Source organism: Segatella sinensis, assembly GCF_040095255.1.
GTDB classification, from domain to species: Bacteria; Bacteroidota; Bacteroidia; order Bacteroidales; family Bacteroidaceae; genus Prevotella; species Prevotella sinensis.
The window spans coordinates 15969-32087 of the sequence record NZ_JBBNGE010000039.1 but is presented as its reverse complement, the minus strand read 5'-3'; the positions used below and the strand labels follow the sequence as shown (position 1 = coordinate 32087).

General features: G+C 48.7%; 13 protein-coding genes and 1 pseudogene. 3 read left to right on the top strand and 11 right to left on the bottom strand.

Features of this window, described 5'->3' with window-relative positions:
- The 3 genes and pseudogenes from AAAT87_RS10960 to AAAT87_RS10950 form a co-directional block, all read right to left on the bottom strand.
- Positions 1 to 1017: pseudogene (locus tag AAAT87_RS10960) on the bottom strand (hypothetical protein); the annotation flags it as partial.
- Between the two features lie 474 nt (positions 1018 to 1491).
- Positions 1492 to 1767, bottom strand: coding sequence for a type II toxin-antitoxin system YoeB family toxin (locus AAAT87_RS10955; RefSeq protein WP_298531016.1), 276 nt, complete (start codon positions 1765 to 1767; stop codon positions 1492 to 1494).
- Positions 1764 to 2042, bottom strand: coding sequence for an Arc family DNA-binding protein (locus AAAT87_RS10950; RefSeq protein ID WP_349226429.1), 279 nt, complete (start codon positions 2040 to 2042; stop codon positions 1764 to 1766). Before AAAT87_RS10950 ends, AAAT87_RS10955 begins: the two co-directional genes overlap by 4 nt.
- A 183-nt stretch (positions 2043 to 2225) precedes the next feature.
- Between AAAT87_RS10950 and AAAT87_RS10945 the strand changes: the two genes are divergently transcribed.
- Positions 2226 to 2606, top strand: a complete 381-nt coding sequence (locus tag AAAT87_RS10945; protein ID WP_153090487.1) for a hypothetical protein — start codon at positions 2226 to 2228, stop codon at positions 2604 to 2606.
- The gene (locus AAAT87_RS10940; RefSeq protein WP_089544155.1) at positions 2603 to 3034 is read left to right on the top strand and encodes a DUF6575 domain-containing protein; all 432 of its coding nucleotides are present in this window, start codon (positions 2603 to 2605) and stop codon (positions 3032 to 3034) included. The genes AAAT87_RS10945 and AAAT87_RS10940 overlap by 4 nt, the downstream gene beginning before the upstream one ends.
- 74 nt (positions 3035 to 3108) lie before the next feature.
- Here the strand turns inward: AAAT87_RS10940 and AAAT87_RS10935 are convergent, their stop codons facing one another.
- From AAAT87_RS10935 to lon, 8 genes are all read right to left on the bottom strand, one after another.
- Complete coding sequence (locus AAAT87_RS10935; RefSeq protein WP_349226428.1) at positions 3109 to 3618, bottom strand: HD domain-containing protein; 510 nt, start codon at positions 3616 to 3618, stop codon at positions 3109 to 3111.
- Positions 3619 to 3818: 200 nt separating this feature from the next.
- Positions 3819 to 4280, bottom strand: coding sequence for a peroxiredoxin (locus AAAT87_RS10930; RefSeq protein ID WP_153122304.1), 462 nt, complete (start codon positions 4278 to 4280; stop codon positions 3819 to 3821).
- A gap of 41 nt (positions 4281 to 4321) precedes the next feature.
- Positions 4322 to 6880, bottom strand: coding sequence for an ATP-dependent helicase HrpB (gene hrpB / locus AAAT87_RS10925; protein WP_349226427.1), 2559 nt, complete (start codon positions 6878 to 6880; stop codon positions 4322 to 4324).
- Positions 6881 to 6919: 39 nt separating this feature from the next.
- Positions 6920 to 8248: a ComEC/Rec2 family competence protein gene (locus tag AAAT87_RS10920; protein ID WP_349226426.1), complete on the bottom strand. Its 1329-nt coding sequence runs from the start codon at positions 8246 to 8248 to the stop codon at positions 6920 to 6922.
- Positions 8249 to 8402: 154 nt separating this feature from the next.
- The gene (locus AAAT87_RS10915) at positions 8403 to 10184 is read right to left on the bottom strand and encodes a DEAD/DEAH box helicase (protein WP_349226425.1); all 1782 of its coding nucleotides are present in this window, start codon (positions 10182 to 10184) and stop codon (positions 8403 to 8405) included.
- Positions 10185 to 10267: 83 nt separating this feature from the next.
- Positions 10268 to 11530, bottom strand: coding sequence for an LptF/LptG family permease (locus AAAT87_RS10910; protein WP_153096922.1), 1263 nt, complete (start codon positions 11528 to 11530; stop codon positions 10268 to 10270).
- Positions 11531 to 11581: 51 nt separating this feature from the next.
- Entirely contained in the window at positions 11582 to 12709 is a 1128-nt protein-coding gene (gene tgt / locus AAAT87_RS10905) for a tRNA guanosine(34) transglycosylase Tgt (protein ID WP_089544148.1), read from the bottom strand.
- Positions 12706 to 15183 (bottom strand): endopeptidase La, encoded by a 2478-nt coding sequence (lon, locus tag AAAT87_RS10900; RefSeq protein WP_295024718.1) that lies wholly within the window; start codon positions 15181 to 15183, stop codon positions 12706 to 12708. The genes tgt and lon overlap by 4 nt, the downstream gene beginning before the upstream one ends.
- Positions 15184 to 15421: 238 nt before the next feature.
- On the opposite strand from lon, the gene AAAT87_RS10895 reads away from it, so the two are divergent.
- On the top strand, positions 15422 to 16117 hold the full coding sequence (locus AAAT87_RS10895; protein ID WP_349226424.1) for a tRNA1(Val) (adenine(37)-N6)-methyltransferase: 696 nt from the start codon (positions 15422 to 15424) through the stop codon (positions 16115 to 16117).
- Positions 16118 to 16119: the final 2 nt, after the last annotated feature.

Genomic DNA, 16119 nt, shown 5'->3' with positions numbered 1-16119 from the left:
CACACTCTGCTTTGCCGTTCCATCGGTAAACACATAATCCACAATGCTCTTCCTTCCCTGGTAAGCCTTGTCGAGCGAGGTATGTTTCTCCTCCGTAAAGATGGCGGAATCGTAGCTTCCCTCTATCTCGTTGTAACTGATATGATCTACGATGATGGTGGCTTTCTGCTCCAGTATCAGACGGCTTACCCTGCGGATAAACTCTTCCGGATTCACCTTGTACATATCAAACTTGCTTGGCATGATTTGGGATAGAATCCCGGCGATGGTCTTGCGGGTCAATCGGGTGTTGGCGGCTATCTTGCCCAGCAGGTCGTACTTTACGGTGCTTACTACATCCGTTCTCAGGTCATCATGCTGCATTTCCTCCTGCACCATCATGCTGCCCGCCTTCATATCGTCGTGTTTCAGTTCCGTCTTCTGCACTCCTCGGGTTACCACGTAGCTCAGTCTCGAAACCACCAGTTCCTTGTTAATGGCGGCAATGGCTTTCTCTATCAGTTCTTTGCTTTCGGCATTGGTAAACATACGGTTGCCCTGCTCGTCAAACTGTCCTGAGTTGGCGAGATATTCTTCTGAAGACTGAGCGAAATCATCTTCATACACAAAGTCGTTTCCGGTGTTGTAAGGTGGGTCTATATAGATCATTTTCACCTTGTGGAGATAAGTCTCCTTCAGACACTTGAGAACATCGAGGTTGTCACCCTCGATATAAAGGTTCTGGGTGTTGTCGAAATCAACGCTGTCTTCACGGCAAGGGCGAAGTGTGGCATTGATAGGAGAGTTGGCAAGGAGAATCGCCTTGCTCTTGTCGGGCCAGGTAAACTGGTAGCGTTCTGCTCTTTCTGACATCACGCTATCAGAAAGATTCTGCTTGAGTTTCTCGAAATCTATGAGGTGCTTTGGCTGACCGCTTCTTTCATCTACAGTCTCCGTAACGCAGTCGGGAAACAGCTGCGCAATTTTCGTAATGTTGTCCTCGACACCATTACTACTCTGCATTCTTAATTTGTCCATTCGTAGCTCTTTTCATTGTTGGTTACTATATATAATAAGGTATAGCAACAAACATTGAAGCGAACTCCAACGTCTTTTGCTATAGCTGATGGGTGCGTTTGGAACTAAATCATTATCGGAGTAAAACGGGCAGCGGACAGAAGGATTGGCTGGAAAGCCATTCAATGAAAGCCTTGATGAAGTGAAGACAAAGAAGAAGCGTGAGCTTCCCTTATCTACACTTGAGGCTTTTGCCGGGCCCGTCATTCACGATAAGTTCCGCCCACGCTATAGCGCAGGCGTTTACAGAACTTATTCATTCGTGAATGACATACTTTTAATTCGGCAAAATTTCAAGTGTGTTCCGAACAAATTAGTAAACGCAAGTTTATAATCTTACTATGTTATATCTTTCTTTTCTGTTTCTTATATTTCTTCCTTTTTAAATTGTTATACATTCTATAAGTTACCGATTCCACAGATGTATGGACTCGGTTATTTGTCATTGTAATGTCCTTCTACATCTAATATCAGGACGGTTATGACATCATCATGAATTTCGTAAATGATTCTGTCATGGGCTGTGATATGTCTTGAATACAAAATGGAGTTTCCACCAACTAAAGCCTCTGGATGACCGATACCAGTTCTAGGGTGATCTACCAGTTCATGATAGATTTTTTTGTATTTTTTGAATAGCTTTGGATTGGATTTCTTCCATTTCTTGATGACATCTTCAGCACTCTTGGAAGTAATGATAGTATAAATCATAAACTCGCAAAGTAATTGTCAATATCATCATGCGACTTCATTGTGATACATTGTCCACTATGAATTTCTTCTCTCGCCTTGTCAAGCTTCGCTTGCAAATCGGGAGTAATCGCGTTTTCCTCCATGGTCTTGTTCTTACTCATAAAATCCATAAGAATGGATTCTACGTAATTGTTAAGGCTGCGATTGGTAGCCTTAGCACACTCCTTGAGCTCCTCAAGAAGCTCTGCTGGTAACCTAAACGAAGTAGGTACACGTAATGTTGATGTGCTCATATTCTTTGTTTTTAATTGTTATTTGGGGCAAAGATAATAAAAAATAATGAGAAATGAGGGGATTCTTATGATTTTTAACACTGATAATCAAAAATATAGTGACTCCGCAAAAGATTTCTTCATAAAATTTGTGAATATCGAATTAAAATATTATCTTTGCCATGTGTTTTAAAAAATATGATTATGGAATATCAATGGTTTGAAGAATTGCCACCGAGTTGTCCGCCATTTGACTCTGTTGAATGCGATGGTACTTATTTCCGTGTATCACATGGGAATCCTGCGGAATCTGAGGACTTTTTCTCTCAAAAACGCTTGGCTCCAAACAAAGTTTTTAAGGGAGAAGGTATTGATGATTGTATAGTGAGAGCAGTATCTGTCTTTGCCTTATTAGAAGATGCAAAAAAACTATTGAAACTCCCAAAGTTCAAGCATGCTAATATAGCAGTGGTAAGTCTTCGACCTATGGATGGCAAAATCAAGAAAACTTTCAAAAACTCTCATTATTCTTGGTGGAGAAGCAAAGCGTTTGATATTAAAAATGCAAAAACAATAAAATTATGAATAAGAAACAATCCATACTGAAAGTAGATAGCATACTGGAGTACTACGACAATCCTCAATTGCTAACCGCAAGGGATTGTTTTGATACGTTGTATTTGTGTTTGCTGTATCAAGATACTCCCGAATGCAAATATACGGCGATTCGTATTTCCAGTAAAAGACTGCAGGATTTCTGCATGGGAAAGAAGGACCTGCGCTCCTTGTTCTTGTCTCCAGAAGGAGATAAGGCGTACTTCAATGTGAGGGGGACAGATAACAGCCTTGTGCTGGATTCGAAAATCAGTACTGCTATATCTGAAGATCGTTTGCCAGATGAAGGCTATTATCTGGAAACATCTGGTAAGGAAAGTATCGTGGTTAATATCCCTGTAAAGGATAAAGGTCTGTTTACAGAACTTGTAAGAAAGTTTGGCTGGGCTTGTATGTAGTTCTACCTTTATGACCAAATTGGCAAAAGTAAAAAGGGTGGCTGCAGCCTTGTAAAAACAAGGCTGCGGATTTTTTATTCCAGCCCCCACATATCATTCAGCATACTAATAGCTGACTCCGAGCGGAAGACATGATTGCGGAAGGTGATGATGCCTTCGGGAGCAAGGTGGGCTTCGAAGGAATTCACCAGGAAATCTGCTTCGAGCAGAATGCGATGGTCGAGGCTGGTAACATCTTGATAAGTATGATGATGGGCAATGAGCCAGCAGATTCTTTCTATCTGTGCGGCTGTGAATCCATCAACTTCTGACAGTACTTTTCTTGCCTCATCAGGACCCAGTTCTTCCTGGTGCTTGCCATCGCAGTTGCCGTATCGGGCTTCTGAAACGTGAATGCCCACATCGTGAAGAATGGCTGCTGCTTCGAGCACGAAGAGGTCTTCCTGGTTCATTCCCTCTGCTATCGCAATCATACGGGCAAAGTCGTGCACCTTTACGAAATGCTGGATGCGTGGCGCATCGCCACCATCATATTTTATCATCGCCCTCATCAGTTGGGCGAGTGTCAATTCCTTGTTTGTCATAATCTTATGTTTTTTACCAATGTTTTTATGTCTATTGGATGGAATGTCTTGTTTTACAGTGGATTACGCCCCAAGAAGAAAGGCTAGTCCGCTGATATGATGAAGATGCCAAAACCGAAGCCAGTAGTGCGTTGCACAAAACTGGCTCCGATGCTCAACAGAAAAAGTTCGATGACAATATTGTCCATTCTGCTGTAGGCTTATTGATGGATGTAATCCAGAATCTGCTCTGCATGAATCTTGGTCTTGATCTCCTTTGGAGTGAATATTTTCTCAATAATGCCTTCTTCGTTGACAAGATAGGTGGTGCGGAGGATTCCGATGGTCTTTCTGCCGCAGGTTACCTTCTCGCCCCAGCAGCCGAGTTCCTGCAAAAGGGTGGTCTCGGTATCGGCAATAAGAGGGAACTGCAGACCCTTGGTTTCTGCAAACTTCTTCTGCAGTGCCTGCTTGTCCTTGCTCACGCCGATAATCTCGTAACCGGCTGCTGCCAGTTCCTCCTTATGAGCCTGCAGGGAGCAGGCTTCGGCAGTGCATCCGCTGGTGTTAGCCTTCGGATAACTGTAGAGCACTATCTTGCGACCACGATAGTCGCTTGCCTTGATCTCACGTCCGTCCTGGTCAATGCCAAGAATCTCTGGTATTCTATCTCCTACATTCATAATTATTTATTATTTAAAAAGTTATACTATTCTTCTATCTATTATTTCTTCCTTTTCACCCCTCTTACTGCCTCACTTTCCAATGGATTCTCGGGCCAGAAGTGCTTGGGGTAGCGGCGCTTCAGCTCCTTGCGCACCTCGAAATAGGTGGATTGCCAGAAACTGGCGAGATCCTGCGTAAGCTGAACGGGCTTGAAACCTGGAGAGAGCAGCTCCAGCAACAGAGGCTGCCTGCCATCATCAACAGCTGGCGTCTGAGTCATTCCGAAGCATTCCTGCAGACGAACACTGAGGATGGGAGCCTCGGCTCCCTGACGATAGTCGATGCGGATATGACTGCCCGATGGAACCACGATGTGGGTGGGTGCGAGGCGGTCTATCTCCTGCTGCTGCTCGTATGGAATCTGTGCCCAGAGGATTTCCGGGAGATTGAGCTTCCTGAGTTCGGCAGTGCTCGTCTTGAGCTTTCCGCCCTGGTCCAGATAGAAGGGCAACCATTTGCCGGCTGTCTCCATCAGGTGTGCGGTGGACAAATCGGGCAACTCCATTTCAGGGTGCCACTCTCTTACCTTCGCCACCCTCCGCTGCAACCACTGAACGTCTTCGTTCCAATCCAGCATGCTGAGTCCTTCCTTCCGGATGGCGGTGCAGAGTATATGGATAATCTGCTGTTTGTCGGCATCCTGGAGTGGTTTGCTATCTACCACCAGGGTTCCGATGCGTCGCTCTCTCTGCATCCTGATTATTCCCGCCTTACTGTCCCACGAGATGTTGTCGAACTCGTGGGTAGGGAGGTCGATGATGTTTACGGGAGCCGAGAGAAACACCCTGCCTGCCTTTCCCGAAGATGGAAGCGGGGTGGAAGCATTCGTGCCCGACGGCTGGGCAGATACATTGAGCGAGGCGATGGCGAGCCATTGCTGCGCCGACATTGCATCGCTTGAATCGATGAAGATTGTCTTGCCGTTCGACATTCTGAAATGTCCGATATTATCGATGGCCATGGCGATGCGCTCTGGATAGGCTAGGGCTATCAGTCTGCCCACTTCCTCTGCATCCACCGGCTCATTGTCTTCCTTCACCTTGAGCATCCTGCGGTATTCCTGGGCTATCTGGGCAATGCGTGCCCATCTGCCCAGACTGTTTTTCTGTCGCTGCGAACGGAGGATGGAGAGGCGCAGCGCCATATCCGAATCCTCTGAATCGCTCATCGGGTCTTTCTCTTCCAGCAGGGCGGCAACGTCGCAGGCTAGAGCTTTGAGTGCAGAAGATTCTGAACTCATCATCATCTTGGCGATGCGCGGATGACAAGGCAATGTTGCCATCTTCCTGCCCAATGGGGTGATGCTGCCATCTGGTTCTATCGCTTCAAGAGAAAGAAGCAATTCCTTGGCATTGAGTAGGTTACTGCCTGGTGGCGGAGTAAGCCAGAGCAGCGACTGGGGATTGTTCTCGCCAAAGGCTGCAATGTCGAGCACCATCGATGTAAGGTCAGCTTCCTCTATCTCCGGTCGGCGCTGGTCTTCCATCAGATGTTCCGAGGTCTGAGTCCACAACCGGTAGCAGATTCCTTCAGCCACTCGTCCGGCTCGTCCTTTTCTCTGGGTTGCCATATCCTTGCTGATGGTAACGGTTTCCAGGTGGCTCAATCCCGTTCGGGCGTCGTAAACCTGTTTTCGGCAAAGTCCGGAATCCACCACGATCCTCACGCCTTCGATGGTAAGTGAGGTTTCTGCGATAGGTGTGGCGAGCACAATTTTCCTTTCTCCCTCACAGGATGGGGCGATGGCGAGGCGCTGCTTCTCGGGTGGAAGATTGCCGTAGAGCGGATAAACCTGCGTAACGGAAAGTTCAGCTGAAGCCCTGCTGAGGCTTGCATCCAATATCTCCTTGCATTTCAGAATCTCCGACTGTCCAGGAAGGAAAGCCAGAATATCTCCCTCGTACCTATCTGCAGCCTTGAGGATGGTAGCCGCCACCTCTTTATATATGTCGTATCGCGCAATATCGGTTTCAGAATAAACGGTCTCTACGGAGAACATCCGTCCTTCGCTCTCTATCAATGGTGCCTGAAGAGCCTCGCAGATGGCGGAAGCATCGATGGTTGCCGACATGATGATGATCTTCAAATCTGGTCGGATGATTTCCTGTGCCTGTCGGGTGAGGGCAAGTGCCAGGTCGGAGTTGATGCTTCGCTCGTGAAACTCATCGAAGATGACGGCGCTCACTCCTTCGAGCGTGGCATCATGGATGAGCATTCGGGTAAGTATTCCCTCGGTGAGCACCTCGATGCGGGTTTCTGAAGAAACTTTGTTCTCGAAGCGTACCCGGTAACCCACGGTCTTGCCCACGGGTTCGCCCAAGATGCTTGCCATTCGTTCAGCTATCTGACGGGCAGCAAGGCGGCGTGGTTCCAGCATCAGAATCCTGCCCTGTGGGGTAGCCTCGAGGAGGGTGAGTGGAAGCACGGTGGATTTTCCGGCTCCCGGCGGAGCAGTGACAACAAGGTTTGCCGACTCCTTCAGGGTGCTGTTGATGGCGTCGGCTATCTGGAATGCTGGCAGATGACCAGCCTGCTGTTGGATTCTATCGTAATTCATACTGCAAAGATACACATTTTTTTTGTGATGGGCAAATGATTAGAAAGGTAATGCATGAGAATGGCGAATCTTGTAGATTTTTTCCCTTATCTGGTTCCATTTGGCAAGGACCAGATAGCCAGATACGACTGCCAGATAGAGAAGCATCAACTGAAGGAGTGACAGATGAAGATGGTCTATGCTGGCACCCGGCAACAGACTGGTAAGCCGGAAGGCGGTATGGGTGGCTTGGGTAATGCTGGCAAGTACTGCTGCTATATGTTGCATCAGCCAGATGCCGACGGAGGCAAGGCTGGAAATGTAGGTAAGGGGAGAAAGCAGCAGGAGTAGGGCACAAAGATAGAGGATGAGGGTGGCTGCCGGGATGGCGATGAAGCTGGTGAGCAGGGAGTAGCAGGATATTCTGCCGAAATAATAGACGATGAGCGGAAGCGTACCTATCTGTGCCGCCAGGGATACGCTGAATAGTCCCCAGAGGCTACGGATAATCTTGCCGTGGGATTTGAGCAGGTCGAAGAGTGGGGGATAGAACATAAGGATGGAAGCCACGGAGAGAAAGGACATCTGGAAACTGATGTCGAAAAGATGGAAGGGATTCAGAAACAGCATGATGACATAGGCTAGCGCCAGGGTGTTGAGCGAAAGGTCGGGGCGCAGGGATAACAGGCAGAAACTGTAGATGCTGAGCATAGAGGCTGATCTGACGGCACTAGGGGGAAAGCCGATAAAGACGACATACGCCCATACGGCAACGAGGGACAAGGCAATGGTGGGTCTGGAACGGCGCTTTCCGCCCAGAAGAATCACGAAGAGCTGGAAGATAATGCCTATGTGCAAGCCGCTAACTGCCAGTATATGACTTGTGCCGGAGATGGAAAAGCTCTCCTTGGTTTCCCGGTCGAGTGAACCCTTATCGCCCATCGCCATCGCAGAAATCACGGCGAAATCCTGTCCGTCGATATGATAAGTATGCAGCTGCTGTTCCTGCTGCTGGCGGAAGGAACGGCTTGCCAGGATGGTGCGGTCGATGGGGGAGAGTGACTGGTAGGTCATGATGCTGCCAGGTGCTTTCGTCTTATCGATATGATGGGAGGTGATGAAACCGCCCAGACAGAACAGGCAGAGCGACAGAAGGAAGCTCTGAAGAAGGACCAGCTGCTTGATTTTTCTGAAGAAGAGCCGGAAAAGCTGACGGTTTTCATTGAGTACATAGCAGCAGCCGGCTAAGGCTATGGCAATGATGGCTGCAATGAGCCAATAGCGCGTGGAAAAGTAATCATAGCTGTATCTGGCTGTGATGATGCTGAGTGATAGTATGAGGCTGAAGAACATCAGCGGAGTGACTGGGAGTCTTTTATTTCTGTCCATTTTAGCCGTGTTTTCAGGTTCGTTTAAAAAAGAGAAGCCCGACAAAAGGTTGGGATAGTCCAACTCTCTTATCGGGCTTCTCATATATATAATAATGTATAAGCCTGCCTGGAAGCAGGAATATATCATTTCGGGAGATTACTCTCTCTGGAGATTATTTGCCGAATCCGAAGATACGCTTGATGAATTTCTTCACTGAATTTTCGTTCTTCTGTGGATTGACAACAGGAGCATACTTGCGAGGACCGGAATTCTCAGTTCCCTTCTTCTGCTGGTTCTGCTGAGCGCCACCCTGCTTCTTCTGGGCTACGCCTCTGCCTCGGCCATTGCTTCCAGGACGAACGTTGTTCTCATTGCCTGGGCGCTGGTTGCCGTTAGACTGCTGATTGCCCTGCTGGTTGCCGTTCTCGTTATTGCGCTGCTTATTGTTGCGGCGCTTGTTGTTATTGTGGTTCTTCTGCTCGCCGTTGTTCTGCTCAGCGTTTCTCTGTTCATTGTTCTTGAACTCGCCATTCTTCTGTGCATCATTCTCGTGATTCTTCTGTGCACCATTCTCTCCATTGTTCTGAGGAGTCTTTTCTTGACGCTCGTTTGGCTTGTTTGGCTTGCGCTTGTGTGAAGTCTGGTCGCGGTCTTTCTGTCTGCGGCTCTTGGCGCTGGTCTTGCTCTTGCCCTCGCCGTTGCTGTTATTGTTGCCGCCGCGGTTGCCGTTGCGGTTGTTTCCGCCCTGTTTTCCGCCCTTGCCCTTTCGACCATTGTTGCGTTTTGAAGGCTTGTTGAGCTTGATGTATTCAGGGCCTTCGCCGCAATCTTCCGGCAGAGGCATCTTCTCTACCACCTTCTCCAGGAACTTCTCAATCTGCTGGAACCAGTATTGGTCTTCCTCGTTGACGAAGGTGATGGCTCTACCATCACGGTTGGCACGGGCTGTACGGCCGATGCGGTGAACATAATCCTCAGTATCGTGAGGAACGTCATAATTGATGACCATCTCGATATCATCAATATCGATTCCACGAGCCACGATATCCGTAGCAACCAGTACGTCTAACTGACCGCTCTTGAACTTGAACATCACATCATCGCGCTCTGCCTGCTCCAGGTCGGAGTGCATGGCACCGCAGTTGATGCCAATCTGCTGAAGGGCAGCAGCCAGCTGCTTCACCTTCATCTTGCTGCCGCTGAACACGATGACGCGCTTCATATCGCCAGCCTTGAAAATATCCTTGATAATGGTCATCTTCTGGGTCTCGTAACAAACGTAAGCCTCCTGCTTGATCTTCTCGGCAGGCTTGCTTACGGCAAGCTTGATCTCTACAGGATCCTTGAGCAGGGTCTTGGCAAGTTCCTCAATTTTCTCAGGCATGGTGGCAGAGAACATGATGGTCTGGCAGGTCTTTGGCAACTTGGAAGCGATGGTATTGATGTCTTCAGAGAAGCCCATATCGAGCATGCGGTCGGCCTCATCGAGAATGAAGAAGCTTACCTTGCTCAGATCTACATTACCCAGGGAAATGTGGGTGATGAGGCGACCTGGAGTAGCAATCACGACATCAGCACCCATGCGGAGACTCTTCAGTTCCTGATCGTAGCGATTGCCGTCGTTGCCGCCATAAACAGCCACGCTGCTCACATCCTGCAGGTAGTAGCCGAAGCCCTGCATGGCCTGGTCTATCTGCTGGGCTAACTCGCGGGTTGGCGACATGATGACGCAGTTGATGGCGTCTTTCGGATAGCCGCCATCATCAAGTTTGCTCAATACAGGGAGCAGATAGGCTGCTGTCTTACCCGTTCCGGTCTGTGCTACGCCCAATACGTCGTGACCTTCCAATATCTCAGGGATACATTTTTCCTGTACAGGGGTGCAAGTGTCGAAGCGCATGTCGTATAATGCGTCGAGCACGTTGTCATTCAAATCTAATTCGTCGAAATACATTCTTTTCCTTTCTTTTATTGACTATTGAGCCGGATGGATCTTCATCCGTTCCAATGGTCAAGGTTCTTTGTTTCAATGTTTAATTACCTTGGTGCCTTGCGGTAGCAGAAGTAGGCAACGAAGGCGAAGATGATGTTTGGCAACCAAGCGGCAAGTGCCGGAGGGAAGTTTGCCTGGATGGCAAAGGTTGCCGATACAGTTTGCAGCATGATGTAGCCGAAGCTCAGTGCAAGACCGATTCCCAAGGATAGGCCCATACCTCCCTTTCGCTTGCGTGATGAAAGCGAAACACCGATGATGGTGAGGATGAAGGAGGCAAACGAGGCGGCGATGCGCTTGTGGTATTCTACCTGATACTGCACCACATTGCCCGAACCGCGGTTGATCTGCTTGGAAATATACTCCTTCAGTTCCGGACTGGTGAAGGTTTCCTGCTGACCCTTGGAATAAACCAGGTCGGTAGGCTCCATCGTAATCAGCGTATCCTTCTGTGCTCCGCTGGTGATGTGTTCCTTCATACCTTTCAGCTGGCGCACCTTCCAGTTGCTCAGCTTCCAGTGGTATTTGCTGTCGGAGATTGTATCATACTGAATCTCCATCGCCGTAAGGTGGCTTACGAGTTTCTTGTCCTGGAACTTGTCGAGGCAGAATCCGTAACCCCGCTTCGAGTTGTTGTCGTAGTGCTGCATATAGGCAATTACGCCCTTATCTACCTGCAGCTGTACGTTTTCGGCAGAAGTATTCTTCTTCTTGTTCTTGTACATCGTCTCAAAGTTCTGGCGTACTACCGTGCCATGTGGAATCACGTAGGCAGAGAGTACATAGCTCAAGGCTGAGAGCATGATGCAGGTGATGAGGTAAGGACGAAGGAGTCGCTTGAAGGAAACACCTGATGCCAGAATGGCGATGATTTCTGAGTTGCCTGCCAGCTTCGACGTGAAGAGGATGACCGCCACAAACACGAACAACGCACTGAAGAGGTTGGCGAAGTAAGGGATGAAGTTGGCATAATAATCGAAGATAATGGCCTTGGCTGGTGCATGATACTCCGTGAACTTCGCCAGGTTCTCATTGAAGTCGAACACGATGGAGATGGAGATGATCAGTGCAATCGAGAAGAAGTAGTAGCCTAAGAACTTCTTGATAATGTACCAATCTAACCGCTTGATGTATCTCAGTGGGTTGAGATACCTGAGCACCCTGAGGAATCGCAGCTTGTGCCCGATCCAGCCTAGAATGCGGGCTATGCGCTGCAGGATGGCAATGAGCCAGCCGAAGCGAGATTCGAAGGCTCTGCCCATCTTGAGCAGTCTGCGATGTTTTCTGATGTATTTATAATCTTTCATCATTTAATGTAAAATATGTATAGGAGCATCCTATAAAGTTCAATGCTCAAGCTAGATTCGTCGGCCGAGTTGATCGATGATAGAGCGTTTCCACTCTACGAAGTCGCCCTGCTCGATATGGTGGCGTGCATCTGTAACGAGACGGAGATAGAACGACAGGTTGTGGATGCTGGCAATCTGCATGGCAAGGAGCTCCTGAGCCTTGAAGAGATGGTGCAGGTAGGCCTTGGTGGTAATCTGGTCGATGTCGCAGCCGTCTGGATCCACTGGACTGAAATCCATCTCCCACTTCTTGTTGCGCATGTTCATCGTACCATTATAGGTAAAGAGCATCGCATTGCGGCCATTGCGGGTTGGCATTACGCAGTCGAACATATCAACACCGCGCTCGATGGCCTCGAGCAGGTTCTGGGGAGTTCCTACGCCCATCAGGTAGCGAGGCTTGTCCTTTGGCAGAATCTCATTCACCACCTCGATCATTTCGTACATCACCTCGGTAGGCTCGCCTACGGCAAGACCGCCGATGGCATTTCCGTCGGCTCCCTTATCGGCAATGTACTTGGCTGCTTCGCGGCGCAGCTCTGGGAAAGTACAACCCTGGACGATAGGGAAGAGGCTTTGCTGATAACCGTAGAGAGGTTCTGTCTCGTCGAAGCGCTTGATGCAGCGGTCGAGCCAGCGCTGAGTCATCTCCAGACTCTTCTTCGCATACATGAAGTCGCTTTGTCCGGGAGGACACTCATCGAAAGCCATCATGATGTCGGCACCGATGATGCGTTCTGTATCCATCACGTTCTCTGGAGTGAAGAAATGCTTGCTGCCATCGATGTGGGAACGGAACTCGCAGCCCTCTTCTCTGAGCTTGCGGATTCCGGTAAGAGAGAATACCTGGAAGCCGCCGCTGTCGGTGAGGATAGGACGATCCCAGCCGTTGAACTTATGCAGTCCGCCTGCCGCCTTGATGACTTCGAGTCCCGGGCGCAGGTAGAGATGGTAGGTGTTTCCCAGGATGATCTGGGCCTTTACCTGCTGACGCAATTCTTCGAAATGTACACCCTTTACGCTGCCCACAGTTCCCACAGGCATGAAGATCGGAGTCTTGATCTGTCCGTGGTCGGTGGTGATGATGCCGGTGCGAGCATCGCTTGCCTTATCTGTTACTTGTAGTTCAAATTTCATTTCTTTTCTTTTTTGTCATTTTCAGGAATGGTGAAGTCGATAGGGTGCTTTACCTTCTCGTCGGTGAGGGCAAACTCCCAGACATCTGCTACATCTTCTACATAATGGAACTCTACGCCCTTGAGATACTTTTCAGGAATGTCGAGGATGTTCTTCTTGTTTTCCTTGCAGATCACGATGTCGGTAATGCCGGCACGCTTGGCTGCCAGGATCTTCTCCTTGATGCCTCCCACTGGGAGTACCTTGCCGCGAAGGGTAATCTCGCCGGTCATGGCTATGTTCTTGCGAACCTTGCGCTGGGTGATGGCCGAAGCGATACTGGTGGCAATGGTAATACCTGCCGAAGGACCGTCTTTTGGCGTTGCACCTTCGGGTACGTGGATATGGATGTTCCAGTTTTCAAAGATGCGGTAATCCACGCCCAGCAGGTCGATATGCGCCTTGATGTATTCCAGGGCGATGATAGCCGATTCCTTCATCACGTCTCCCAGGTTACCGGTCAGGGTAAGCTTGCCCTGTCGTCCCTTGCTCAGCGAGGTTTCGATAAAGAGAATCTCGCCGCCCACAGAGGTCCATGCAAGTCCTGTTACTACTCCTGCATAATCGTTGCCCTGATAGATGTCGCGGGTGAATGGGGCGGTGCCGAGAATCTCCTTCAGGTCTGATGCGGTGATGGATGGCTTCTCCAATTCCTTGGAATAGGCGAGCTTGTAGGCCATCTTGCGCAGTCCCTTGTTGATCTGTTTCTTGAGCTGGCGCACACCGCTTTCTCGGGTGTAGTGCTCGATGATGCCCTCGATGGCTGCCTTGTTGAAGCTTACCTTCGGGGTGAATTTGTCGAGACCTGTATTCTCCAATTCCTTCGGAATCAGGTGGCGCTTGGCAATCTCTATCTTCTCCTCCGTAATGTAGCCACCTACTTCGATGAGCTCCATTCGGTCGAGTAAAGGACGTGGGATTGAGCTGATGTCATTGGCGGTTGCGATGAAGAGAACCTTAGAGAGATCGTAATCCACGTCCAGGTAATTGTCGTGGAAGGTGTTGTTCTGCTCTGGGTCGAGTACTTCAAGCAAGGCTGATGCTGGATCACCCTGGTGGTTGTTGGCTGAAACCTTGTCTATCTCGTCGAGAATGAAGACAGGGTTGCTGCTGCCTGCCTTGAGGATGTTCTTGACAATGCGGCCAGGCATGGCTCCGATATAAGTGCGGCGGTGACCGCGAATCTCGGCTTCATCGTGCAGACCGCCCAGAGACATTCTCACGTATTTGCGCTTCATGGCCTTGGCAATGCTCTTGCCCAGACTGGTCTTGCCGACTCCCGGAGGACCATAGAGGCAGAGAATCGGACTCTGCATTCCACCCTTCAGGGATCTTACGGCAAGATATTCCAGAATGCGTTCCTTTACTTTCTCCATGCCGTAGTGGTCCTGGTTGAGAATCTTCTGGGCATGAGACAGGCTGAGGTCATCCTCGGTGTATTCGCCCCAAGGCAAATCTACCAGCGTCTGCAGATAGTTGAGCTGGATAGGGTAGTCTGGGCTCTGAGGATGGATGTTGTCGAGTTTAGCCAACTCTTTCTGAAAAACCTTCTGGGTTGCCTCGTTCCATTTCTTGGTCTTGGCTTTTTCGAGCAGCTCCTTCTTTTCCGGACTGCTTTCGCCTTCGCCCAGCTCTTCCTTGATGTTCTTGATCTGCTGCTTCAGGTAATATTCCTTCTGCTGCTCGTCGAGATCAAACTGAGTCTTGTTTCTGATTTCATTTTGCAGGTAGAGCAGTTTCTGCTCCTTGTGCAAGGCCTTGAGTGCCTCTATCAGTCGCTCTGACAGCTTCTCCTGTTCCAGCATCTTGATCTTGTCTTCTGCCGTAAAAGGCAGGGAGGTGCAGATGAAGTTGCATTTCACGAAGCGATTGGTAATCTCATTGATCGCATAGATAGCCTCGTTGGGAATGTTCTCATTGTACTGAATGAATTTGATAGATTCCTCGAAGAATGTTTGGGTCAATGCCTTGAACATAGGATCTTCGGCTTCCTTTTCGGTAGGCCAGGTTTCTGGCAGACTTTCTACATCGGCAAGGTAGAATGGATCCTTATCTACAATCTGCTTCATCTTGCATCTGCCTAAACCCTGTACGATGATGGTTTTCTGATGCTCATCGTTTGGCATGTTGATGACTCTCATCAACTTGGCAAATGTTCCGGTTTCGTACAAGTCTTCCTGATTAGGTGAGTCTATGTCCGCATGCTTCTGGCAAAAGATGCAGAATACTGTTTCTGGATTTTGCTCCAGCATGTTTGCCAACTCCTTACTTTCCGCCCTGCCTATCAAGATAGGAGTAAGCACGGATGGAAAAACCACCAGGTCGCGGGTGCAGAGGGTAGGATAGACTCCTGCCTCCCTTTCTTGTATCAATACGGATGCATCGCCCTCAAAGTCGGCTATCATCTGGATTTGCGTATTCGAATTTCTGTTCATATTCTATTTGATAAACACTTTTTGGGGTGTATATGAATTTCTGTTCTATTTTGATAAACACTTTTTGGAGTGCATATTCTCTTGAATATATGCTTATAGGGTGCAAAGTTAGTGATTTTTGCCGAGAATCCCATCGTTTTTTCCGAAAATCACCTCTTTATTAGATATTATTATTAATATAAGCAAGAAGACTGTAATAAAATGCTGATTTTTGCGTTACTATTTTAAAAGTAAAACTATGACAGGATTTAAATTCAAACAATTTGAGATTCGTCAGGATCGTTGCGCCATGAAAGTGGGAACGGATGGTGTGCTGCTGGGGGCATGGGCACCTGGCGGCAAACGCATTTTGGATGTCGGGTCGGGTACCGGACTCATTTCGCTGATGATGGCGCAGCGCTTCCCTGAGGCACAGGTGCTGGGTATTGATATGGACGGAGAGGCTTGTGAGGAGGCTGCTGAGAATGTGGCTGCAAGTCCTTTTGCCGATCGTGTCAAAATAGAATGCTGCCGATTGCAGGATTATCATTCTGCGGAGTCTTTTGATGCAATCGTAAGCAATCCTCCTTTTTTCTTGAATAGCCTAAAAAATCCAGACAGTAAACGTACGATGGCCCGCCATACTGATAGCTTGCCTTTCAGAGATCTTTTCAGGGGAGCAAAAATGTTACTGAGTGATGATGGCGTCTTTTCCGTGATTGTTCCTTCTGAGGTTCTTGAGGTGGTTGTGTCGGAAGCTTGTATGCTAGGATTTTATCTTGTCAGGCAGTGTGGCGTTAAGACAGTGGAGCGCAAACAGCCTAAACGCTATCTTCTGTCGTTCGCAAAGCATCGGTATAACGGTATGGAAAATATTATAAAAACAATGACCGATTCCGAGGGGAACCGGTCAGAATGGTATGCGAAAATTACAGAAGAATTTTATGTCAGGTAGGG

Bases quoted from the DNA above. Each gene is read 5' to 3' on its own strand.
- AAAT87_RS10955 (WP_298531016.1), bottom strand. From the start codon at position 1,767: ATGATTTATACTATCATTACTTCCAAGAGTGCTGAAGATGTCATCAAG.
- AAAT87_RS10950 (WP_349226429.1), bottom strand. From the start codon at position 2,042: ATGAGCACATCAACATTACGTGTACCTACTTCGTTTAGGTTACCAGCA.
- AAAT87_RS10945 (WP_153090487.1), top strand. From the start codon at position 2,226: ATGGAATATCAATGGTTTGAAGAATTGCCACCGAGTTGTCCGCCATTT.
- AAAT87_RS10940 (WP_089544155.1), top strand. From the start codon at position 2,603: ATGAATAAGAAACAATCCATACTGAAAGTAGATAGCATACTGGAGTAC.
- AAAT87_RS10935 (WP_349226428.1), bottom strand. From the start codon at position 3,618: ATGACAAACAAGGAATTGACACTCGCCCAACTGATGAGGGCGATGATA.
- AAAT87_RS10930 (WP_153122304.1), bottom strand. From the start codon at position 4,280: ATGAATGTAGGAGATAGAATACCAGAGATTCTTGGCATTGACCAGGAC.
- hrpB (WP_349226427.1), bottom strand. From the start codon at position 6,880: ATGAATTACGATAGAATCCAACAGCAGGCTGGTCATCTGCCAGCATTC.
- AAAT87_RS10920 (WP_349226426.1), bottom strand. From the start codon at position 8,248: ATGGACAGAAATAAAAGACTCCCAGTCACTCCGCTGATGTTCTTCAGC.
- AAAT87_RS10915 (WP_349226425.1), bottom strand. From the start codon at position 10,184: ATGTATTTCGACGAATTAGATTTGAATGACAACGTGCTCGACGCATTA.
- AAAT87_RS10910 (WP_153096922.1), bottom strand. From the start codon at position 11,530: ATGAAAGATTATAAATACATCAGAAAACATCGCAGACTGCTCAAGATG.
- tgt (WP_089544148.1), bottom strand. From the start codon at position 12,709: ATGAAATTTGAACTACAAGTAACAGATAAGGCAAGCGATGCTCGCACC.
- lon (WP_295024718.1), bottom strand. From the start codon at position 15,183: ATGAACAGAAATTCGAATACGCAAATCCAGATGATAGCCGACTTTGAG.
- AAAT87_RS10895 (WP_349226424.1), top strand. From the start codon at position 15,422: ATGACAGGATTTAAATTCAAACAATTTGAGATTCGTCAGGATCGTTGC.